Below are 18659 nucleotides of genomic sequence, written 5' to 3' on the forward strand. Positions count from 1 at the left end.
GAGCGATGGGCGTTCTGTCGGGTTACCGGAGGTCCGGCGCAATGAGCGAATCAGTAAAGCCCCGTTTTGCCGTCGATCTTGATGAGATCGAACGGCAACTCGCCCAGGCGCAAGGCGTCCCCTCGCAAGCGGCCCCTGCCACGCGGAACGACCCGCTGGCGGAGCTGGCGCGCATTGTGGGACAAGACGATCCTTTCCAATCCCTGCTGGCCGGCGACCAGCCTGCCCGTCCGCGCAACCAGGCCAATGCCGGCCTGGACGACCTTTTCGCCGTGCGCGAACCGGCCGCCGCCGCGCCCGCGCCCAGAGCCGCCCAGCCTCAGACCCCGCGGGGAGGGCAGGCCGCCGCGCCGGCCTACCACTACGACCAGTACCCGCAGGCCGAAGCCCGGCCCGACCAGTACGCCTATCATCAGGCTCCGGCACAGGGTCACGACGCCCACGATGCCTATGACCACACGGCCTATGGCCAGGATTACTACGATCCGAACGCGGCCCACCACGCGGATTCCGGCTACGATCAGGACGCGGACATGGGCTATGCGCCCGTGGAGAAGCCCCGGTCGCGCAAGGGCCTGATCCTCGCCGGAGCCGTTCTCGGCGCCGTCGTGATCGGCGGCGGCGGGGCCTATCTCCTGGGCGGCGGATCCTCGTCGCTGTCGGGCGGCGAGCCCCCGCTGATCGAAGCCTCGAACGAGCCGATCAAGGTCCAGCCGCAGAATCCGGGCGGGGTCGAGATCCCGAACCAGAACAAGCAGATCTACGAGCGCGCCAACACCGAGACCAAGGTGGTGAACCGCGAGGAGCAGCCGGTCGACGTGGCTCAGGCCGTCCGGATGAATTCCGGCGGCGCAGGCGACGCCACCGGAGCGACCTCGGCCGGACGTCCGGCGGGCGGTCTCGACCTCGGCGAACCGCGCAAGGTCCGCACCGTCACCATCCGTCCCGACGGCAGCGTGGTCCAGCCCGGGGGCGCTGCGGCGCCCCGGGCGGCGGGCTCGCCGCTGCCGACCATGTCGCTGCCCCCGGCGGCGCAGGGCAACGCCGCGCCTCCGCCCCCCGCCCAGGTGGCCGCGGCCGCTCCGCAGCCGGCGCCGAGCACTCCGGCACCCGCGCAGCCGGCTCCGGCTCCGGCTCCGGAGCCTGTCCAGGCGGCTCCTGCCCCCACGCCGGCGGCCTCGACACCCGCCAGCGGCTCTTCGCCGCAGCGCGTGGCCTCGGCCCAGCCGGTGGCGGTCGCCCCTGCGGAAACGCCGCCGCTCGTGACGCCGACCGGCGACTTCTCGGTCCAGCTGGGCGTCAGCAGCTCCGAAAGCGACGCGCAGGCCGCGTTCGAGCGCTTCCAGAAGAAGTATCCCGAGCTGGAAGGCCTGCCCTCGATCATCCGGAAGGCCGAGGTGAACGGCAACACGCTCTATCGCGTCCGGGTCGGACCGATGGCGCGGGACGAGGCTTCCTCCCTCTGCTCCCGGCTTCAGGGACAGGGCGGCCAGTGCTTCGTGGCGAAGAACTAAGCCTGGGCACGGCGCTCAAGACTTCTTGACCCTGCCGGACAGGGGACGTAAGGCGCGGGCATGACCCGCGCCTTTATTGCTGGCTGCTCCGGCCACGAACTCACCCCCGACGAGGCTGCCTTCTTCCGGGAGGCCGCTCCCTGGGGATTCATCCTGTTCAAGCGCAACATCGACAATCCGGCGCAGGTAAAGGCCCTCTGCGACGCCCTGCGCGAGACCGTCGGCGGCGCGGACGCCCCCATCCTCATCGACCAGGAGGGCGGCCGGGTGCAGCGTATGGGGCCGCCCCATTGGCCCAAATACCCGTCCGGCCGCACCTATGGCCTCGTCCATGCCAACGATCCGCTCGTGCGGCGCGAGATCACCCGGCTCGGCGCCCGGTTGATCGCCCATGACCTCCGGTCGGCGGGCGTCACGGTCGATTGCCTTCCCGTCCTCGACGTGCCGTCCCCAGGCGCCCACGACGTGATCGGCGACCGGGCCTACGGGCGCTCCGCCGAACAGGTGGCCGTGCTCGGCCGTGCGGCGGCCGAGGGGCTCCTTGCCGGTGGGGTCCTGCCGGTGGTCAAGCACATGCCGGGCCACGGCCGGGCAGGGGCCGACAGCCATCTCGCCCTGCCGGTGGTCGATGCCTCCCGCGAGGAGTTGGAGGCCCACGATTTCAAGCCTTTCCGGATGCTGACCGACATGCCGCTCGCGATGACCGCCCACGTGGTCTACACGGCGATCGACCCGGAGCGGCCGGCCACGACCTCTCCCACCGTCATCGGCGAGATCATCCGTGGCCATATCGGCTATGACGGCCTGGTCATGACCGACGATCTGTCCATGCACGCCCTGTCCGGCTCCTTCCGGGGCAGGACCGAGGCCGCCTTCGCGGCGGGGTGCGACATGGCTCTCCACTGCAACGGACAGATGGAGGAAATGACCGCCGTGGCCGAGGCCGCGCCCTCCCTGGAAGGGGAGGCCCTGCGCCGGGCCGAGGCGGCGCTGCAGCGCATCCGCCACGAGCCGGAGCCGCTGGATCCTGTGGATGCCCGAGCGAGGCTGGATGCCGCGCTTGCGATGGTGGCCTAGGCAGTGGAAGCTGCACGCCCACCGAGTTGAGTTCACCCATGGCACAGGCTCTCCCCTTCGAAGATGTCGCGCCCCCCGAGCGTGCGGAAAGCGAGCCCGCGCTCCTGGTCGACGTGGACGGCTTCGAGGGGCCGCTCGACCTGCTGCTGGAGCTGGCCCGGCGCCAGAAGGTGGATCTCCACCGCATCTCGATCCTGGCCCTGGCGGAGCAGTACCTGGTCTTCATCGAGGAGGCCCGCCGCATGCGCCTGGAGCTGGCGGCGGACTATCTCGTCATGGCGGCATGGCTTGCCTATCTGAAGTCCCGCCTCCTGCTCCCCGAGCCGCCGAAGGGCGAGGGGCCGAGCGCCGAGGATCTGGCGACCGCCCTGGCCCTGCGCCTGCGCCGGCTGGAGGCCATCCGCGAGGCCGCCAAGAAGATGGGTGAGCGCAACTGGCTCGGCCGCGACGTGTTCGCCCGGGGCGCGCCGGAGCCCGTGGTGGTCCGCAGGGATTCCCGCTATGAGGCGACCCTGTACGACCTGCTCTCGGCCTATGCCCGGCAGAGGCAGATCCAGTTCAATGCGAGGGTCTCCCTCCACAAGCGGACCGTCTGGTCCCTGGTGGAGGCGCGGGAGGCGCTGGAGCGCCTGGTCGGCCATCTGAACGACTGGGTCACATTGGATACCTATCTCGTGGAGTACATGGTCGAGCCCGCCATGCGCCCGACGGTGCTGGCATCGGCCCTTTCCGCCACCCTGGAGATGGTGCGCGAGGGCAAGCTGACCGTTCGGCAGGACGAGGCCTTCGCACCGGTCTGGGTGAAGCCCGTCACGGATCCGGCCGAGGCAGGAGCCTGATATGGAACCAAGCAACGACGACACCCTGGAAGCGCCGGCCCCCGACGAGAGCCGCGTGCCCGACCACGGCGAAGCCGTCCGCATCGCCGAGGCGCTTCTCTTCGCCTCGGCCGAGCCCCTGAGCGCGGAGGATCTGGCCGGACGCCTGCCCGAGGGCGCCGATGTGGAAAAGATCCTTGAGGACCTGAGCGCCTTCTATGCCAGCCGGGGCGTCAATCTCGTCCGGGTCGCCGGGAAATGGGCCTTCCGCACCGCCAGCGACCTCTCCTTCGTGCTGGCCCGCAACGTGGTCGAGCAGCGCAAGCTCTCCCGCGCCGCCATGGAGACCCTGGCCATCGTGGCCTATCACCAGCCGGTGACCAGGGCCGAGATCGAGGAAATCCGCGGCGTCGCCACTTCGAAGGGCACTCTCGATACCCTGATGGAGACCGGCTGGATCCGGCTGCGCGGCCGTCGCAAGGCGCCGGGGCGGCCGGTCACCTACGGCACGACCTCCCATTTCCTGGAGCATTTCGGCCTCGACGCCATCGACGACCTGCCGGGCCTGGAAGAGCTCAAGGGCGCCGGGTTCATCGAGGGCCGCGTTCCGTCCGACTTCTCCGTGCCGGTGCCCTCCGACGATCAGGCCCTGCGCGAGGACGAGGATCCGCTCGAGGGCGACGATCTCTTCCAGCCGCTGGAGATGGACCAGACCGAGACGGGCGAGGAATGATCCGCAAACCTGCGCCCGCGCATGACCGTTTCCGCCTGCCCCGCTGGGGCCAGCGCGGAACGGCCGGTGCGTCCATCCCGGCCCAGCTCGCCTTCGAGAACATCGGCCAGACCTACGGCGACACCACCGTGCTCGACGGGGTGTCCCTGACCGTCGAGCCGGGGGAGCTCGTGTGCCTGCTCGGCCATTCCGGCTGCGGCAAGACCACGCTGCTGCGCATCGCGGCCGGGGTCGAGGAGCCCACCTCCGGCCGGGTGCTGATGGACCGGTTCGAGGTCAGCGGCCCCTCCGTCTTCGTGGAGCCCGAACGGCGGGGCGTCGGGCTCATGTTCCAGGACTATGCCCTCTTTCCCCACATGACGATTCGCCAGAACGTCATGTTCGGCCTCAAGGACCTTTCGGCCAAGGAGGCGGATGTGGCCGCCCGCCGCGCATTGTCGCGGGTCGGGCTGGAGCACATGGTCGACGAGTATCCGCACACGCTGTCCGGAGGCGAGCAGCAGCGGGTGGCGCTGGCGCGTTCCATCGCGCCGCGGCCGGGCGTTCTCCTCATGGACGAGCCCTTTTCCAACCTCGACAAGCGGATGCGCGACGCGATCCGCGACGAGACCGTCGCGATCCTGCGGGAGACGGGCGCCACCACCATCGTGGTGACGCACGATCCCGAAGAGGCCATGCGCATCGCGGACAGGATCGTGCTCATGCGCTCGGGAACGATCATCCAGGAGGGGCGCTCCGAGGAGATCTACCGCCGCCCGGCCAACCTGTTCGCGGCCCGTTTCTTCTGCGATTTCAACGAGATCCGGGGCGAGGTCAGGAACGGCGTCGCCACCTGTCCGGTCGGAGTGTTTCCCGCGCCGCATCTCAGCGACGGGCCGGCCGTCATCTGCGTGCGGCCGCAGGGCCTGAAGCTCAAGCCGGCGGGCCTGTGCCTGCCCGGGCGGGTGGTCTCGCGCCGCTTCCTGGGGGAGGTCGAACTCGTCCATATCGGCGTGGAGGGTGTGGACAGACCGCTCCAGGCGCGCGTTCACGATCCGGTGGGCGCCAAGGAGGGCCAGGATGTGGGGATCGAGATCAACCCGAAGGATGTCCTTGTTTTCGCCGCCGCGGATGCATAGGTTGGCCGCAAGTCTAAGATTGAAGATCGTGCCATAACAGGCGCAGGAGGATTGCCGTGGGTAGCACTAGTATTTGGCACTGGATCGTCGTGGGTCTGATCGTCGTCCTGCTCTTCGGACGCGGCAAGATCTCCGACATGATGGGCGACGTCGCCAAGGGCATCAAAGCCTTCAAGAAGGGCATGGCCGAGGACGACACGCAGACGAAGCCTGTCCAGCCTTCGGAGCCTGTCAGGACGCTCGACCACCAGAACGGCACGCCGACGTCGAACGCGACGAGCGATCACAAGGTCGGCTGACCGGCAGCACGCCGCAGCGGTTGCGGCTTCAGGGTTGATGTAGGGGCAGGGTCAGGACCACGCCATGTTGGACATGAGCTGGGGCGAGGTGATGGTGATCGGCGCCGTCGCGTTGATCATTATCGGCCCGAAGGACCTGCCACGGGCGCTTCGGACGGTGGGAAACATCACCGGCAAGGTCCGCCGCATGGCGGCGGAGTTCCAGGGGCAATTCCAGGAAGCGATCCGGGAGGCCGAGCTTGACGACGTCAAGAAGCAGCTTCAGGGCGTGAACGATTCCGTTTCGTCGCTGAACAACACCAATTTCAACCCCATCCAGAGCATTCGGGACGAGTTGAAGGGCGCGGTGGAAGCCCCCGTGAAGCCCCAGGATCCGGCTATCCCCGCCGAGCCGGTGCGCGACGTCGCGATGGGCCGGGAAGAGGTCGATCCGCCTCCCGCCGCCGACATCGCCGTGCCCCTGCCGCCTCCGCCGATGGACGATCCGGCGGAAGCCATTGCCGAGTCCCTGAAGCGCGAGGCCGAAGCCGAGAGGCAGAAGGCCGCCGCAGCGGCGCCATCCCAAGAGAAATCGGACGCGAAAGCCGGATGACCACCACCGTAGACGACGATGAGGTCGAGGCATCGCGCGCTCCTCTGATCGAGCACCTCACCGAGTTGCGCTCCCGCCTGATCCGGGCGCTCATCGCCTTCGTGGTGATGTTCTTCTTCTGCTTCGCCGTGGCGAAGTACATCTACAACGCCCTCGTCTGGCCCTATGTCGTCGCGGTGGGTTCGCCGGAGAAGGCGCATCTCGTCTATACCCACGGCCTGGAATACCTGTTCACGCAGATCCAGGTCGCGGCCTTCGGGGCCGGCTTCCTGGCCTTCCCGATCATCGCCACGCAGATCTACAAGTTCGTGGCGCCGGGCCTCTACAAGAACGAGCGGCGGGCGTTCCTGCCGTATCTCGTGGCGACTCCCGTCCTGTTCACCGTCGGCGCGGCCTGCGTCTACTTCATCGCGATGCCGCTGCTGATGCGGTTCTCCGTCGGAATGCAGCAGCTCGCCACCGACAATGCCCCGGCCATCGAGTTCCTGCCCAAGGTCAGCGAGTACCTGTCGCTGATCATGACCCTGATCTTCGCCTTCGGCATCTGCTTCCAGCTTCCCGTCATCCTGACGCTGCTGGCCCGGGCCGGGATCATCGATTCGCAGTTCCTGAAGGACAAGCGCCGCTACGCCATCGTCATCGTGTTCGTGGCCGCCGCCATCCTGACGCCGCCCGACGTGATCAGCCAGTTCGCCCTTGCGGTCCCAACTCTGCTTCTTTACGAGGCGTCCATCTTCTCCGTCCGCATGGTCGAGAGGAAGCGCGCGGAAGCCGAGGCTGCGCGCGCGGCAGCCGGCTAGGGCAGGAGCCTTCCGGGCTGACCGCTTCCTTCGGCATGGTAAAGGAGGCGGTCGTGTTCTAAGGACAAGGCCGCATCTTCGCAGAACGGTCTTGATCCATGCATGACATCCGCTCCATCCGCGACAATCCCGCGGCATTCGACCAGGGCCTCCGGAACCGGGGCATGGAGCCCTTGTCCGAGCGCCTGATCGCCCTCGACGACCGCCGCAAGAGCGCCGTGTCCGCGCTCCAGAGCGCTCTCGAACGCCGCAACGCCATGTCCAAGGAGATCGGCCAGGCCAAGGCCAAGAAGGACGAGGCGCGGGCGCAGGAGCTGATGGCGGAGGTCGCCCGGCTCAAGGAAAGCGTGCCGCAGCTCGAGCAGGAGGAGCGCGAGGCGAACCGGGAGCTGGAAGCGCTCCTTGCCGCGATCCCGAACATTCCGAACGAGGAGGTGCCGGTCGGCCCCGACGAGACCGGCAACGTGGAGCGCCACCGCTTCGGCACGCCCAAGACCCTGAACAGCGCCAAACAGCATTTCGAACTCGGCGAAGAGCTCGGGCTGATGGATTTCGAGACGGCTGCGAAGCTGTCCGGTTCGCGCTTCGTGGTGCTCAAGGGCGGGCTCGCCCGTTTGGAGCGGGCGCTGGGTCAGTTCATGATCGACCTGCACACCTGCGAGCACGGCTACACGGAAGTGAGCCCGCCGTTGCTTGTGAAGGACGCTGCCATGTTCGGCACGGCGCAGCTGCCGAAGTTCGAGGAGGACCAGTTCTGGGCCTTCCCGGGCTCCGTCCTCGAGACGCTCGTGGCCTCGGCCACCGGCGGGGACGCGACGCGTGAAGCGCTGCAGCAGATCGTCAAGGAAAACCGCTACGGGCTCATCCCCACCGCCGAGGTGACGCTGACCAATCTGGTGCGGGAGCAGATCGTCTCCGAGGAAGAGCTGCCCATGCGTCTCACTGCGCTCACCCCCAGCTTCCGCGCGGAGGCGGGGTCGGCCGGGCGCGACACGCGCGGCATGATCCGCCAGCACCAGTTCGTGAAATGCGAGCTGGTCTCGATCACCACGCCCGAGACCTCGGCCGAGGAGCACGAGCGCATGCTCTCCAGCGCCGAGAACGTACTGAAGAAGCTCGACCTGCCGTTCCGCACCATGACGCTCTGCACCGGCGACATGGGCTTCGCCTCGGCCAAGACCTACGACATCGAGGTCTGGCTGCCGGGGCAGGGGATGTATCGCGAGATTTCGAGCTGCTCGGTCTGCACGGACTTCCAGGCCCGGCGCATGAACGCCCGCTACCGCCCCGCGGACGGCAAGGGCCCGCGCTTCGTCCACACCCTCAACGGCTCGGGCCTCGCGGTCGGCCGCACCATGGTGGCGGTGCTGGAGAACTACCAGAATGAGGACGGCAGCGTCACGGTCCCGGCCGTGCTCCAGCCCTATATGGGCGGGCTGACCCGCATCGAGCGGCAGGCTTAGACCATGCGCATCCTCTGCACCAACGACGACGGCATTCATGCTCCGGGCCTGAAGACCCTGGAGACCATCGCCCGCGCCCTGTCGGACGACGTGTGGATCGTGGCGCCGGAGACGGACCAGAGCGGCGTGTCCCACTCGCTCTCCCTCAACGATCCCCTGCGCCTGCGCGAGATCTCCGACCGGCATTTCGCCGTGAAGGGCACCCCGACCGATTGCGTCATCATGGGCATCCGCCAGCTCATGCGCGACCATAAGCCGGACCTCGTGCTCTCCGGCGTCAACCGGGGCCAGAACGTCGCCGAGGACGTGAGCTATTCCGGCACCGTCGCCGGGGCCATCGAGGGTACGCTGCTCGGCGTGCCATCCATCGCGCTGTCGCAGGCCTACGGCGCCGGCAGCCGCAACGCGCTGAAATGGCACTGCGCCGAGCATCACGGTCCCAAGGTGGTGCGCAGGATCCTCGAAGCCGGCATCGAGCCGGGCATCCTCGTCAACGTGAATTTTCCGGACTGCGAACCGGAGGACGTGGAGGGCGCCGCCGTGGTCAACCAGGGGCAGCGCACCCAGGAGCTGCTGCGCCTCGACGAGCGGCAGGACGGGCGCGGCAATCCCTATTACTGGATCGCCTTCGAGCGGAAGCCCTTCATCCCCGGCAACGGCACCGATCTCTGGGCCATCGCCAACCGGCGCATCGCCATCACGCCGCTCCGGCTCGACATGACGGACGAACCGACCCTGACGCGTTACGCGCAGGCTTTCGCCTGAGGACGGGCTGGAGAGATGAGCGACCGCGATCCCCGCGAAGGACAGTTCGGTCTGCCGCCTCTCCCCGACGAGGACCGGCGCGACGAGCAGGAGGCCGTGGGCGTCGCGTCCTTCCTCCTGTCCCTGCGCTCGCGCGGCATCCGCGACACGGCGCTCCTGCGGGCGATGGAGCTGATCCCGCGCGACGTGTTCGCGCCGCGCCGCTTCTCGGATCTGTCGCGGACCGACGTGTCCCTGCCGCTTCCCTGCGGGCAGACCATGACCGCGCCGCGCACGGTGGCCGCGATGCTCGTGGAGCTCGGCGTCCGCGAGGGGCAGCGGATCCTGGAGGTCGGCACCGGGACCGGCTATGTGAGCGCGCTGCTGGCGCGGCTCGGGGCCGAGGTCCATTCGGTGGAACGGTTCAATACCCTTGCGGAAAGCGCGGGCCAGCACCTGAAGATCGTGGAGGCGCGCGGCGTCCGCATCGAGGTCGGCGACGGCCTCGCTCCCCGGCCCCGGGAGCGTTTCGACCGGATCCTCCTCAACGGGGCGGCGGCTTCCATCCCGCCCGCGGTAACGTCCCTGCTGGCGCCGGGCGGACGGCTCGTCGGAGCGCTGGCGGTCGAGGGGGCGCCGCGTCTCGTCCGGATCGAGCGGCTGGAAGACGGGGAATTGCGGCAGGAGCTGGGGATCGGACTGCGCATTTCCCCGCTCGTGTCCGGGGTCGCCCAGACCCTGTGACCCGCCGCGAAAAAAACATCATCAAGGTTACGGGAAACCCAGCAACAGCAACGGTTGCTTAACCTGAATCGGTTTTTAATCACCTCATCAAGTTGCGTTCGGTTGGGGTTGAGTCATGCGTTTGCAAGTGTGTTCTGGGCATTGGATCGCGGTATCGCGGATCGCTCTGGTGAGCTTGATCGGCAGTGCTGCGGCGGCCTGTGGTACGGACACCATGCGCTTTGCGGAGAATCCGTTCTCGAACCCCTTCGCGGCGAGCGACCGGTTCGACACGGGCGCGGCTCCGGCCTCCGACCAGACCCAGGTTGCGGCCGTGACCCCTGCCGTTCCGACCCCCTCCGTCCAGGCTCAGTCGCTCCCGCCGGTCCAGTCTCAGCCCCTGGCCCAGCCCTCGCAGGTCGCTTCCGCTCCCGTCGCCCCCGTCGTCGGCAGCGCGAACGGCTGGTCCGCGGCCGGCGGCACCCAGATCACGGTCGGCGGCAACGACAACCTGAACACGATTTCCCAGCGCTACGGCGTGCCGGCCAGCGCGATCCTCGCGGCGAGCGGCCTCTCGAACGCCAGCCAGGTGAAGCCCGGCCAGCGCGTCGTGATCCCGGTCTACAACGCAGGCGGCAACACCCGGGTGGCATCCGCTTCGGCTCCGGCCCCGGTCCGCTCGACTCCTGCCGCCCAGCCTGCCGCTCAGCCCAAGTTCCGGCTGGTCGAGAATTCCAAGGCTGCGGCCACGCCGATCGAGCCGGTCAACAACTCCGGCCGCGCCCGCCCGGGCATCGCGACGGCGCAGGTCCAGCCCGTTGCGGCCAAGCCGGTGCCCGTCCAGGTGGCCTCCGCCACCGCCGAGCCTCTGGTCTCCGCTCCCAAGCCGCTCGTCGAGCAGCCCAAGGTCGCGGCGATTTCCGAGCCGCAGCCGGTGAAACCTGCCGTGGCCGCCCAGCCGGTTGCCCCGGCGCCCGCGCCGCAGCCGGTCGAGGCCGCCAAGGCTCCGGCTCCGGAGCCCGAGCAGACGGCAAGCATCTCCGGCGACTTCCGCTGGCCCGCCCGCGGTCGCGTCATCGCCGGCTTCGGTGCCAATGGCGGCAACGAGGGCATCAACATCGCGGTCCCCGAAGGCACCCCCGTGAAGGCCGCCGAGGCCGGAACGGTGACCTACGCCGGCAGCGAGGTGAAGGGCTACGGCAACCTCGTGCTCATCCGCCACGAGAACGGCTACGTCTCGGCCTACGCCCATAACGGATCGCTCAACGTGAAACGCGGCGAGCAGGTCAAGCGCGGCCAGGTGATCGCCACCTCCGGCCAGACCGGCAACGTGACCTCGCCGCAGCTCCACTTCGAGATCCGCAAGGGTGCGACCCCGGTCGATCCGATGAAGTATCTCGGCGGCTAAAATTCAGAAATTCCCGGTTCGATCAGCCCTCGAGACCCGTTGCTGATCAAGGAAGGGGACGGCGGAGCTCAGCCGCCGTCCCTTTGCCGTTTTGGATGCGTGCCACCCCCGGGTGTCGGCAGGGGCCAGGGTCCTAGATCGGCCGTCCCAGACGTCCCGCCAGATCCTGGATGAACTGCCAGGCCGTGCGGCCGGAGCGCGCGCCGCGCGTCGTCGCCCATTCCAGGGCCTCGGCGCGGAAGGCGTCCCGGTCTCCCTCGATCCCGAGGTGGTCGATGTAGCCGAAGACCATGTCGAGATATTCGTCCTGGCTGCATTTGTGGAAGCCGAGCCAGAGACCGAACCGGTCCGACAGGGACACCTTCTCCTCCACCGCCTCGCCCGGATTGATGGCCGTCGAGCGCTCGTTCTCCATCATGTCCCGCGGCAGCAGGTGGCGGCGGTTCGAGGTGGCGTAGAAGATCACGTTGTCGGGACGTCCCTCGATCCCGCCTTCCAGCACCGCCTTGAGCGACTTATACGAGGTATCGTCGGCATCGAAGGAGAGATCGTCGCAGAAGATGATGAACCGGTGCGGGTCGGACCGGAGCAGCGCCATCAGGTCCGGGAGGGTCTCGATGTCCTCGCGGTGGATCTCGATGAGCTTGAGGGGGCGCGATTCGGCAGGGCGCGTGGCGTTGATCTCCGCATGGACCGCCTTCACGAGGGACGACTTGCCCATGCCGCGCGCGCCCCAGAGCAGGGCGTTGTTGGCAGGCAGCCCCTTGGCGAAGCGCTGGGTGTTCTCGGCCAGGGTGTCCCGGACCCGGTCGATCCCGCGCAGCAGGCTCATCTCGACGCGGCTGACCTTGGGGACCGGAGACAGCCGTCGGGCCGCCGCCTGCCAGACGAAGGCGTCCGCGGCCCCGAAATCGGCCTGCGGCATAGCAGCCGGGGCCATGCGCTCCAGCGCATCGGCGATGCGTTTCAGAAGGCTCAAGGTCTCAGGCGGGGAGAGGGGAGGAAGGGAGTCCGAAGGCGTATGTGGCATGTCGATCTGCAACCCGTGACAGGGCTGCTTAGCGCGGAAGCGAGGGGGCGTCCATCGACGCAGCCTCTGGAAATCCCCGCAACTTCATTGATTTCGTGGAGTCGATGGGTATATTCCGCCCCGCTTCTAGTCCCCTATGGCGCGGGTGGGCGCTGCTTGCGCCCGCCACGCGCCTTTATCCATGGAGAGCCGCTTGTTCATCACACCCGCCTTCGCGCAAGGGGCCCCCGCCGGGGGCGGAACGGAGATGATTCTCCAGTTCGTTCCGTTCATCCTCATTTTCGTCATCATGTGGTTTCTCATCATCCGGCCTCAGCAGCGCCGGGTGCGCGAGCACCAGGAGATGATCAAGAACGTCCGTCGCGGCGACACGGTGGTCACCTCGGGCGGCATCATCGGCAAGGTGACGAAGGTTCTGGAGGATTCGGCCGATATCGAGGTCGAGATCGCCGAGGGCGTGAAGGTCAAGGTGGCCCGCTCCATGATCGCCGAGGTTCGCACCAAGAGCGAGCCGGTCAAGGCCTGATGACATGGCCTGCCCTCCGAGACTTCCGTCCGGAGGGCCGGTCCGCCGCAGCACGATGCGGCGAAGAGTTTGGGAAAGGTTGAGCTGCCGATGCTGCGCTTCTCGAAGTTGAAGGTTTTCACTATCATTGCGGCCGTCCTCATCGGCATGTACCTCGCCGTGCCGAGCCTGATGACGCAGGAGCAGCGCCAAGCCTTCCAGAACTCCATCCCCGGCTGGGTGCCGTCCTGGCTCGTCCCGACCCACGCCATCTCTCTCGGCCTCGACCTGCAGGGCGGCTCCCACGTCCTGCTGGAAGTGGACGCACAGGACCTCCTGCGGACCCAGGTCGCGCTGATGCGCGACGACGTCCGCCGCATCCTGCGCGAAGCCCGCGTCGCTCCTCAGGGCGGCATCCAGCTCACGCCGCGCGGAGTGCAGGTGCGCGTGCCCGATCCCGCCGACCGCGAGCGCCTCCTGCCGCGCCTGCGCGAGCTGGCACAGCCGACCGGCAACGCGGTTCTGGGGCAGACCGGCGGCACGGATATCGAGATTTCCACCACCCCCGAGGGCGTGATCGCGCTGACCTATACGGAAGCCGGCTTCAACGAGCGGATCCGCCGCGCCGTCGACCAGTCCATCGAGGTCGTCCGTCGTCGTGTCGACGTCACCGGCACCACCGAGCCCAACATCCAGCGCCAGGGCGCGGACCGCATCCTCGTGCAGGTGCCCGGCCTGCAGGATCCGCAGCGGCTCAAGGAACTCCTGGGCCGCACCGCGAAGCTCGAGTTCCGCCTTCTCGCCCAGCAGAGCACGGGCGATGTCGACATGCTTCCCATGCGTGAGGAGGGCGGCCAGCGAGTTCCGGTCGAGCGCCGGGTCATCGCCGAGGGCGCGGACCTGACGGATGCCCAACCGGCCTTCGACAGCCGCACCAACGAACCCATCGTGAATTTCCGCTTCAACATCCGCGGCGCCCAGCGCTTCGGACAGGCCACCTCCGAGAACGTGGGCCGGCCCCTGGCCATCGTGCTCGACAACGAGGTGATTTCCGCGCCCACGATCCAGTCGCCGATCACGGGCGGCCAGGGCCAGATCTCCGGCCGCTTCACGGTTCAGCAGGTCAACGATCTCGCCGTCCTGCTCCGTGCGGGCGCACTGCCTGCCAAGCTCACGATCATCGAGGAGCGGACGGTCGGGCCGGGCCTCGGGCAGGATTCGATCGAGGCCGGCCGGACCGCCGTCATCATCGGCTCCGTCCTCGTCGCGGCCTTCATGATCGCGAGCTACGGCCTTCTCGGCATCATCGCGGTGGCGGCCGTCGCCATCAACGTGGCGCTCATCCTCGGCGTCATGTCCGTCATGGGCGCGACGCTGACGCTGCCGGGCATCGCGGGCATCCTGCTGACCATCGGCATGGCGGTGGATTCGAACGTGCTCATCTACGAGCGCATCCGCGAGGAGGCGCGGCTCGGGCGCTCCGCCGTGTCGTCGCTCGACCAGGGCTTCGGCCGCGCACTCGGGACCATTCTCGACGCGAACTTCACCACCCTGCTTGCGGCAGGCATTCTCTTCTTCCTCGGCACGGGCCCCGTGCGCGGCTTCGCGGTCACCCTGTCCATCGGCGTGATCACCACCGTCTTCACGGCCTATACGGTCACGCGCCTCATGATTGCCGGCTGGTATCACTTCACCCGGCCCAAGGCGATCAACTTTTAAAGGATGGGCTCTCCCATGCTGATCCGCTATTTCCCGACCAATACCAAGTACGAGTTCATGCGCTACCGGCGCGTGAGCTTTCCGCTGTCCGCTATCCTGTCGCTTCTCACCGTCGTCCTGTTCTTCGCTGTCGGGATGAGCTTCGGCATCGACTTCAAGGGCGGAACGCTCATCGAGATGCGCGCCGTGAACGGCATGGCCGATGTGGGCTCCATCCGCGAGCGTGCGGGCGCTCTCGGGTTCGGCTCTGCCGAGGTTCAGGGCTTCGGCGACGGACGCGAAGTGTCCGTCCGGATCGAGCTGCAGCCCGGCGGCGAGCAGGGGCAGCAGATGGTGGTTTCGCGGATGCGCGAGACCTTCGGAAACGAGTACGAGTTCCGCCGCATCGAAGTCGTCGGCCCCCGCGTCTCAGGCGAGCTGGTTCAGTCGGGCACGCTCGGCGTCATTCTCGCGCTGCTCGCGATCCTGGCCTATCTCTGGTTCCGCTTCGAGTGGCAATACGCCATCGGCGCCGTGGTGGCGACGCTGCACGACATCGTCCTCACCATCGGCTTCTTCGCCGTCACGCAGATCCAGTTCGACATGACCTCGATCGCCGCGATCCTGACCATCATGGGCTACTCGCTCAACGACACGGTGGTCGTGTACGACCGCATCCGCGAGACGATGCGCAAGTACAAGAAGGTGCCGGTCGGAGTGCTGCTCGACCAGGCGATCAACGAAACGCTGACGCGCACCATCATCACGGGCTTCTCCACCGCCCTGGCCGTCATTGCTCTCGCGGTGTTCGGCGGCGAGGTGCTGAGGGGCTTCTCCTACACGATCCTCTTCGGCCTCATCGTCGGCACCTATTCGTCCGTCTTCATCGCCGCGCCGATCCTGGTCTATTTCGGGCTCAGGGAGGGCGCGGAGATCGAGGCTCCGGCCGCCAGCACGAAAGCCGCCGCGGAGTGAGGCCATGAGCGGCGGCCGCCTCTACGATGGGTTCGTGCCGGGGCGCTTCCCCATCGATGCCTACGGCAATGGCGGCTTCCGCTTCGCGGACATGTCCCATCGCGGCTCGATCCTGGTGCTGCCCTCCGGCGTCAGGGCTTGGCCCATCGACGCCATTACGGAGCTGACGACCGAGTCGCTCGCTCCCATCTTCGCGGAAGGAGACGCCCTCGAACTGCTCCTCCTCGGCACAGGCGCGGACATCGCCGCCATTCCGGAGCGGTTCCGCCTGCGTTTCCGCGAGGCCCGGATCGGTCTCGACGTCATGCAGACGGGTGCGGCCGCGCGGACCTACAACATCCTGCTCGCGGAGAACCGCCGGGTCGGCGCCGCCCTGATCGCGGTGCCGTGACATGGCGGAAAACGGCGGCGATTTCGCCTTCACCCATTGCGAATCCCTCGTGCGCGAGGGCGATCCCGACCGCTACTGGGCCAGCCTGTTCGCCCCGCCCGACAAACGTCCGCATCTTCATGCGCTCTATGCCTTCAACTTCGAGATCGCGCGCGTGCGGGACTCGGTGCGGGAAGCGATGTTCGGCGAGATCCGGCTGCAATGGTGGCGCGATGCCCTGCAGGGCGAGAGCCGGGGCGATGTCCGCGCCAATCCCGTGGCAGCGGCTCTGGACGACACCATCGTCAAGTTCCGCCTGCCGCGCCACGCCCTCGTCACGCTCATCGACGCGCGGATCTTCGATCTCTACGACGACCCCATGCCGAGCCTGAACGACCTGGAAGGCTATGGCGGGGAGACCTCGTCGAGCCTGATTCAGCTCGCGAGCATCATCCTCACGGACGGCTCCGATCCCGGAACGGCCGATGCTGCGGGCCATGCGGGCGTGGCCTATGCGATCACGGGTCTCCTGAGGGCGTTTCCCTGGCACGCCCGGCAGGGACAGCTCTTTGTTCCCGAGGAAGTTCTCGCCCGTCACGGGGTGGTTCGGGAAGACGTGGTGTCGGGGCGCGGCGGCCCTGGGCTGAACAGCGCCCTGGCCGACATGCGGGCCGTCGCCCGGCGGCATCTGGCGCAGGTCAGGACCCTGCGCCCGACGATTCCGGCCGCGGCCCTGCCGGCCTTCCGCCATCTGGCGCTGGTGGAGCCTTATCTGAAGGCCATGGAGCGGAAGGATTACGACCCGCTGCACAGCCAGATCGATCTTCCGCAATGGCGCCGGATTCTGGCGCTGTGGCGGGGAACGTTCTGACGGATCGCGATGGGAGAGACGCCGCTTTCAGCCGCTCTCCGCCGTCGTCACTCTGCCGCCTGCGGCATCGCAGTCCCGGCCAGCCATTCCGCTAGGTCAGCCCGCGCCCGGTCGGTCAACGCCTTCTTCTTGGCAATGGCCTTGGCCGGTCCGCGCAGGCGCTTGCCGTCCTCGGACTTGGGAGCGGTGGCGAGAGGCGGGAACAGGCCGAAATTGACGTTCATCGGCTGGAAGGAGCGCGGCCCCTCGTCGATGGTCTCGATGTGACCGCCCGTGATGTGGTTGATGAGTGCGCCCAGCGCCGTCGTGGAAGGCAGGGGCGGAACCGTGCGGCCGAGCCGCTCGGCGGCGGCGAAGCGACCGGTCATGAGCCCGACGGCAGCGCTCTCCACATAGCCCTCGCAGCCGGTGATCTGCCCGGCGAAGCGCAGGCGCGGCATCGCCTTCAGGCGCAGCGTCGGGTCGAGCAGCTTCGGCGAGTTGAGGTAGGTGTTGCGGTGAATGCCTCCGAGACGGGCGAACTCGGCATTCTCCAGTCCCGGGATCATGCGGAAGACCTGGGCCTGTTCGCCGTATTTCAGCTTGGTCTGGAAGCCGACCATGTTGAACAGGGTGCCGAGGGCGTTGTCCTGGCGCAGCTGCACGATGGCATAGGGCTTCACCGTGGGATTGTTGGGGTCGGTGAGGCCGACGGGCTTCATGGGGCCGTGGCGCAGGGTCTCGCGGCCCCGGGCGGCCATGACCTCGATGGGCAGGCAGCCGTCGAAATAGGGGGTGTTGGCCTCCCATTCCTTGAACTCGGTCTTGTCGCCCGCGAGCAACGCGTCGATGAAGGCCTCGTACTGCTCCTTGTTCATCGGGCAGTTGATGTAATCGGCGCCGGTGCCCCCCGGGCCCGCCTTGTCGTAGCGGGACTGGAACCAGGCCACGTCCATGTTGATGGATTCGCGGTAGACGATGGGCGCAATGGCGTCGAAGAAGGCCAGCTCCTTCTCACCGGTCAGGCCGAGAACCGCCTCGGCGAGGGCCGGAGAAGTAAGAGGGCCGGTGGCGACGATTACCGACGACCAATCCTCCGGCGGAAGCCCGGCCACCTCGCCGCGTTCGATGGTGATGAGGGGATGAGCCTCCAGCGCAGCCGTCACCGCCTCGGAGAACCCGTCCCGGTCCACCGCCAGCGCACCGCCGGCCGGAACCTGGTTGGCATCGCCCTTGGCCATGATGAGGGAGCCGAGCGTGCGCATCTCCTGGTGCAGAAGGCCGACCGCGTTGGTCTCGGCGTCGTCCGAGCGGAAAGAATTGGAGCAGACCAGCTCCGCAAGGCCGTCGGTCTTATGGGCATCGGTGCCGCGCACGGGGCGCATCTCGTGCAGGATCACGGGAACGCCGGCCTGGGCGATCTGCCAGGCGGCCTCGGATCCGGCAAGGCCGCCGCCGATGACGTGGATGGGGTCGATGGTGCTTGGATTTACGGTGCTCATGGGGACGGGTTATGCCAGAGCACGCCCTGCAATCAACAGGCTTTGGTGAAGCAGGGGCCGGACCGGGCCGGAAGACCTTTAAGGAGATCGCGCGGCTCCCGCCATGGCCTAGACATGCAAACGCCCGCCGAAAGGGCGGGCGAGGCATATGCTGCAATGCAGCAATTATTTACGCGGCAGCGTGCTCGCGGGCGATGTTCTCGATCTGGAAGCGCGAGATGCCGAGATCGTCGAGCTCGCGGTCGGAGAGCAGCGAAAGCTCACGGACCGTCTCCCGATAACGCAGGTAAGCGCGGACTTTAGACAGGATGTAAGACACGAACATGAGGAGCTCCTAACAGTTAACCGGCCCGGTCTGGCCGGTGGCCTTTGTTCTTGCGTGTGCAATGCAGCATATAAGTGCGGATATCGCCTGCGAGGAGCGGTAATAATGTAAGCCT

General features: G+C 67.7%; 20 protein-coding genes. 17 read left to right on the forward strand and 3 right to left on the reverse strand.

What is annotated here, in order from left to right; genetic code table 11:
- The first annotated feature begins 41 nt into the window (after nt 1-41).
- The 12 genes from ACFOYU_RS06385 (at nt 42) to ACFOYU_RS06440 (ending at nt 11289) form a co-directional block, all read left to right on the forward strand.
- Complete coding sequence (locus tag ACFOYU_RS06385; protein ID WP_377032913.1) at nt 42-1514, forward strand: SPOR domain-containing protein; 1473 nt, start codon at nt 42-44, stop codon at nt 1512-1514.
- A 60-nt stretch (nt 1515-1574) separates the two neighbouring features.
- A complete protein-coding gene (gene nagZ / locus ACFOYU_RS06390) occupies nt 1575-2591 on the forward strand; it encodes a beta-N-acetylhexosaminidase (RefSeq protein ID WP_377032914.1) in 1017 nt (338 codons plus the stop codon).
- 38 nt (nt 2592-2629) lie between these two features.
- A complete protein-coding gene (locus ACFOYU_RS06395) occupies nt 2630-3430 on the forward strand; it encodes a ScpA family protein (protein ID WP_226742025.1) in 801 nt (266 codons plus the stop codon).
- 1 nt (nt 3431) lies between these two features.
- Nucleotides 3432-4142 carry an SMC-Scp complex subunit ScpB gene (gene scpB / locus ACFOYU_RS06400; RefSeq protein ID WP_226742024.1) on the forward strand — a complete coding sequence of 237 codons (711 nt, stop codon included), beginning with the start codon at nt 3432-3434 and terminating at the stop codon, nt 4140-4142.
- Nucleotides 4139-5260: an ABC transporter ATP-binding protein gene (locus tag ACFOYU_RS06405; RefSeq protein WP_226742023.1), complete on the forward strand. Its 1122-nt coding sequence runs from the start codon at nt 4139-4141 to the stop codon at nt 5258-5260. Before scpB ends, ACFOYU_RS06405 begins: the two co-directional genes overlap by 4 nt.
- Nucleotides 5261-5316: 56 nt before the next feature.
- A complete protein-coding gene (locus ACFOYU_RS06410) occupies nt 5317-5559 on the forward strand; it encodes a twin-arginine translocase TatA/TatE family subunit (RefSeq protein ID WP_226742022.1) in 243 nt (80 codons plus the stop codon).
- Between the two features lie 64 nt (nt 5560-5623).
- A complete protein-coding gene (tatB, locus tag ACFOYU_RS06415; protein ID WP_377032915.1) occupies nt 5624-6151 on the forward strand; it encodes a Sec-independent protein translocase protein TatB in 528 nt (175 codons plus the stop codon).
- Nucleotides 6148-6951, forward strand: coding sequence for a twin-arginine translocase subunit TatC (gene tatC / locus ACFOYU_RS06420; RefSeq protein ID WP_226742020.1), 804 nt, complete (start codon nt 6148-6150; stop codon nt 6949-6951). The genes tatB and tatC overlap by 4 nt, the downstream gene beginning before the upstream one ends.
- Before the next feature lie 98 nt (nt 6952-7049).
- Complete coding sequence (serS, locus tag ACFOYU_RS06425) at nt 7050-8414, forward strand: serine--tRNA ligase (RefSeq protein ID WP_377032916.1); 1365 nt, start codon at nt 7050-7052, stop codon at nt 8412-8414.
- A 3-nt stretch (nt 8415-8417) separates the two neighbouring features.
- Nucleotides 8418-9179, forward strand: coding sequence for a 5'/3'-nucleotidase SurE (gene surE / locus ACFOYU_RS06430; protein WP_226742018.1), 762 nt, complete (start codon nt 8418-8420; stop codon nt 9177-9179).
- Nucleotides 9180-9194: 15 nt separating this feature from the next.
- Nucleotides 9195-9902, forward strand: a complete 708-nt coding sequence (locus ACFOYU_RS06435; RefSeq protein ID WP_377032917.1) for a protein-L-isoaspartate O-methyltransferase — start codon at nt 9195-9197, stop codon at nt 9900-9902.
- A 169-nt stretch (nt 9903-10071) separates the two neighbouring features.
- Nucleotides 10072-11289, forward strand: a complete 1218-nt coding sequence (locus ACFOYU_RS06440) for a peptidoglycan DD-metalloendopeptidase family protein (RefSeq protein WP_377032918.1) — start codon at nt 10072-10074, stop codon at nt 11287-11289.
- 133 nt (nt 11290-11422) lie between these two features.
- On the opposite strand, the gene ACFOYU_RS06445 is transcribed toward ACFOYU_RS06440, so the two are convergent.
- Nucleotides 11423-12319: an ATP-binding protein gene (locus ACFOYU_RS06445; protein ID WP_377032919.1), complete on the reverse strand. Its 897-nt coding sequence runs from the start codon at nt 12317-12319 to the stop codon at nt 11423-11425.
- A 247-nt stretch (nt 12320-12566) separates the two neighbouring features.
- Between ACFOYU_RS06445 and yajC the strand changes: the two genes are divergently transcribed.
- The 5 genes from yajC (at nt 12567) to ACFOYU_RS06470 (ending at nt 16738) form a co-directional block, all read left to right on the forward strand.
- Nucleotides 12567-12845, forward strand: a complete 279-nt coding sequence (gene yajC / locus ACFOYU_RS06450) for a preprotein translocase subunit YajC (protein WP_226742089.1) — start codon at nt 12567-12569, stop codon at nt 12843-12845.
- Between the two features lie 90 nt (nt 12846-12935).
- Nucleotides 12936-14543 carry a protein translocase subunit SecD gene (gene secD / locus ACFOYU_RS06455; RefSeq protein ID WP_226742014.1) on the forward strand — a complete coding sequence of 536 codons (1608 nt, stop codon included), beginning with the start codon at nt 12936-12938 and terminating at the stop codon, nt 14541-14543.
- A 15-nt stretch (nt 14544-14558) separates the two neighbouring features.
- A complete protein-coding gene (secF, locus tag ACFOYU_RS06460; RefSeq protein ID WP_377032920.1) occupies nt 14559-15497 on the forward strand; it encodes a protein translocase subunit SecF in 939 nt (312 codons plus the stop codon).
- Nucleotides 15498-15501: 4 nt separating this feature from the next.
- Entirely contained in the window at nt 15502-15888 is a 387-nt protein-coding gene (locus ACFOYU_RS06465) for an Mth938-like domain-containing protein (RefSeq protein ID WP_377032921.1), read from the forward strand.
- A gap of 1 nt (nt 15889) precedes the next feature.
- Nucleotides 15890-16738: a phytoene/squalene synthase family protein gene (locus ACFOYU_RS06470; protein WP_377032922.1), complete on the forward strand. Its 849-nt coding sequence runs from the start codon at nt 15890-15892 to the stop codon at nt 16736-16738.
- A gap of 47 nt (nt 16739-16785) precedes the next feature.
- Here the strand turns inward: ACFOYU_RS06470 and trmFO are convergent, their stop codons facing one another.
- Both trmFO and ACFOYU_RS06480 read right to left on the reverse strand, forming a co-directional pair.
- A complete protein-coding gene (gene trmFO, locus ACFOYU_RS06475) occupies nt 16786-18219 on the reverse strand; it encodes a methylenetetrahydrofolate--tRNA-(uracil(54)-C(5))-methyltransferase (FADH(2)-oxidizing) TrmFO (protein WP_377032923.1) in 1434 nt (477 codons plus the stop codon).
- Nucleotides 18220-18388: 169 nt separating this feature from the next.
- The gene (locus ACFOYU_RS06480; RefSeq protein ID WP_226742008.1) at nt 18389-18544 is read right to left on the reverse strand and encodes a DUF1127 domain-containing protein; all 156 of its coding nucleotides are present in this window, start codon (nt 18542-18544) and stop codon (nt 18389-18391) included.
- Between the last annotated feature and the right edge of the window lie 115 nt (nt 18545-18659).

Source organism: Microvirga sp. GCM10011540, assembly GCF_042650665.1.
In the GTDB taxonomy this organism is placed as follows: domain Bacteria; phylum Pseudomonadota; class Alphaproteobacteria; order Rhizobiales; family Beijerinckiaceae; genus Microvirga; species Microvirga lenta.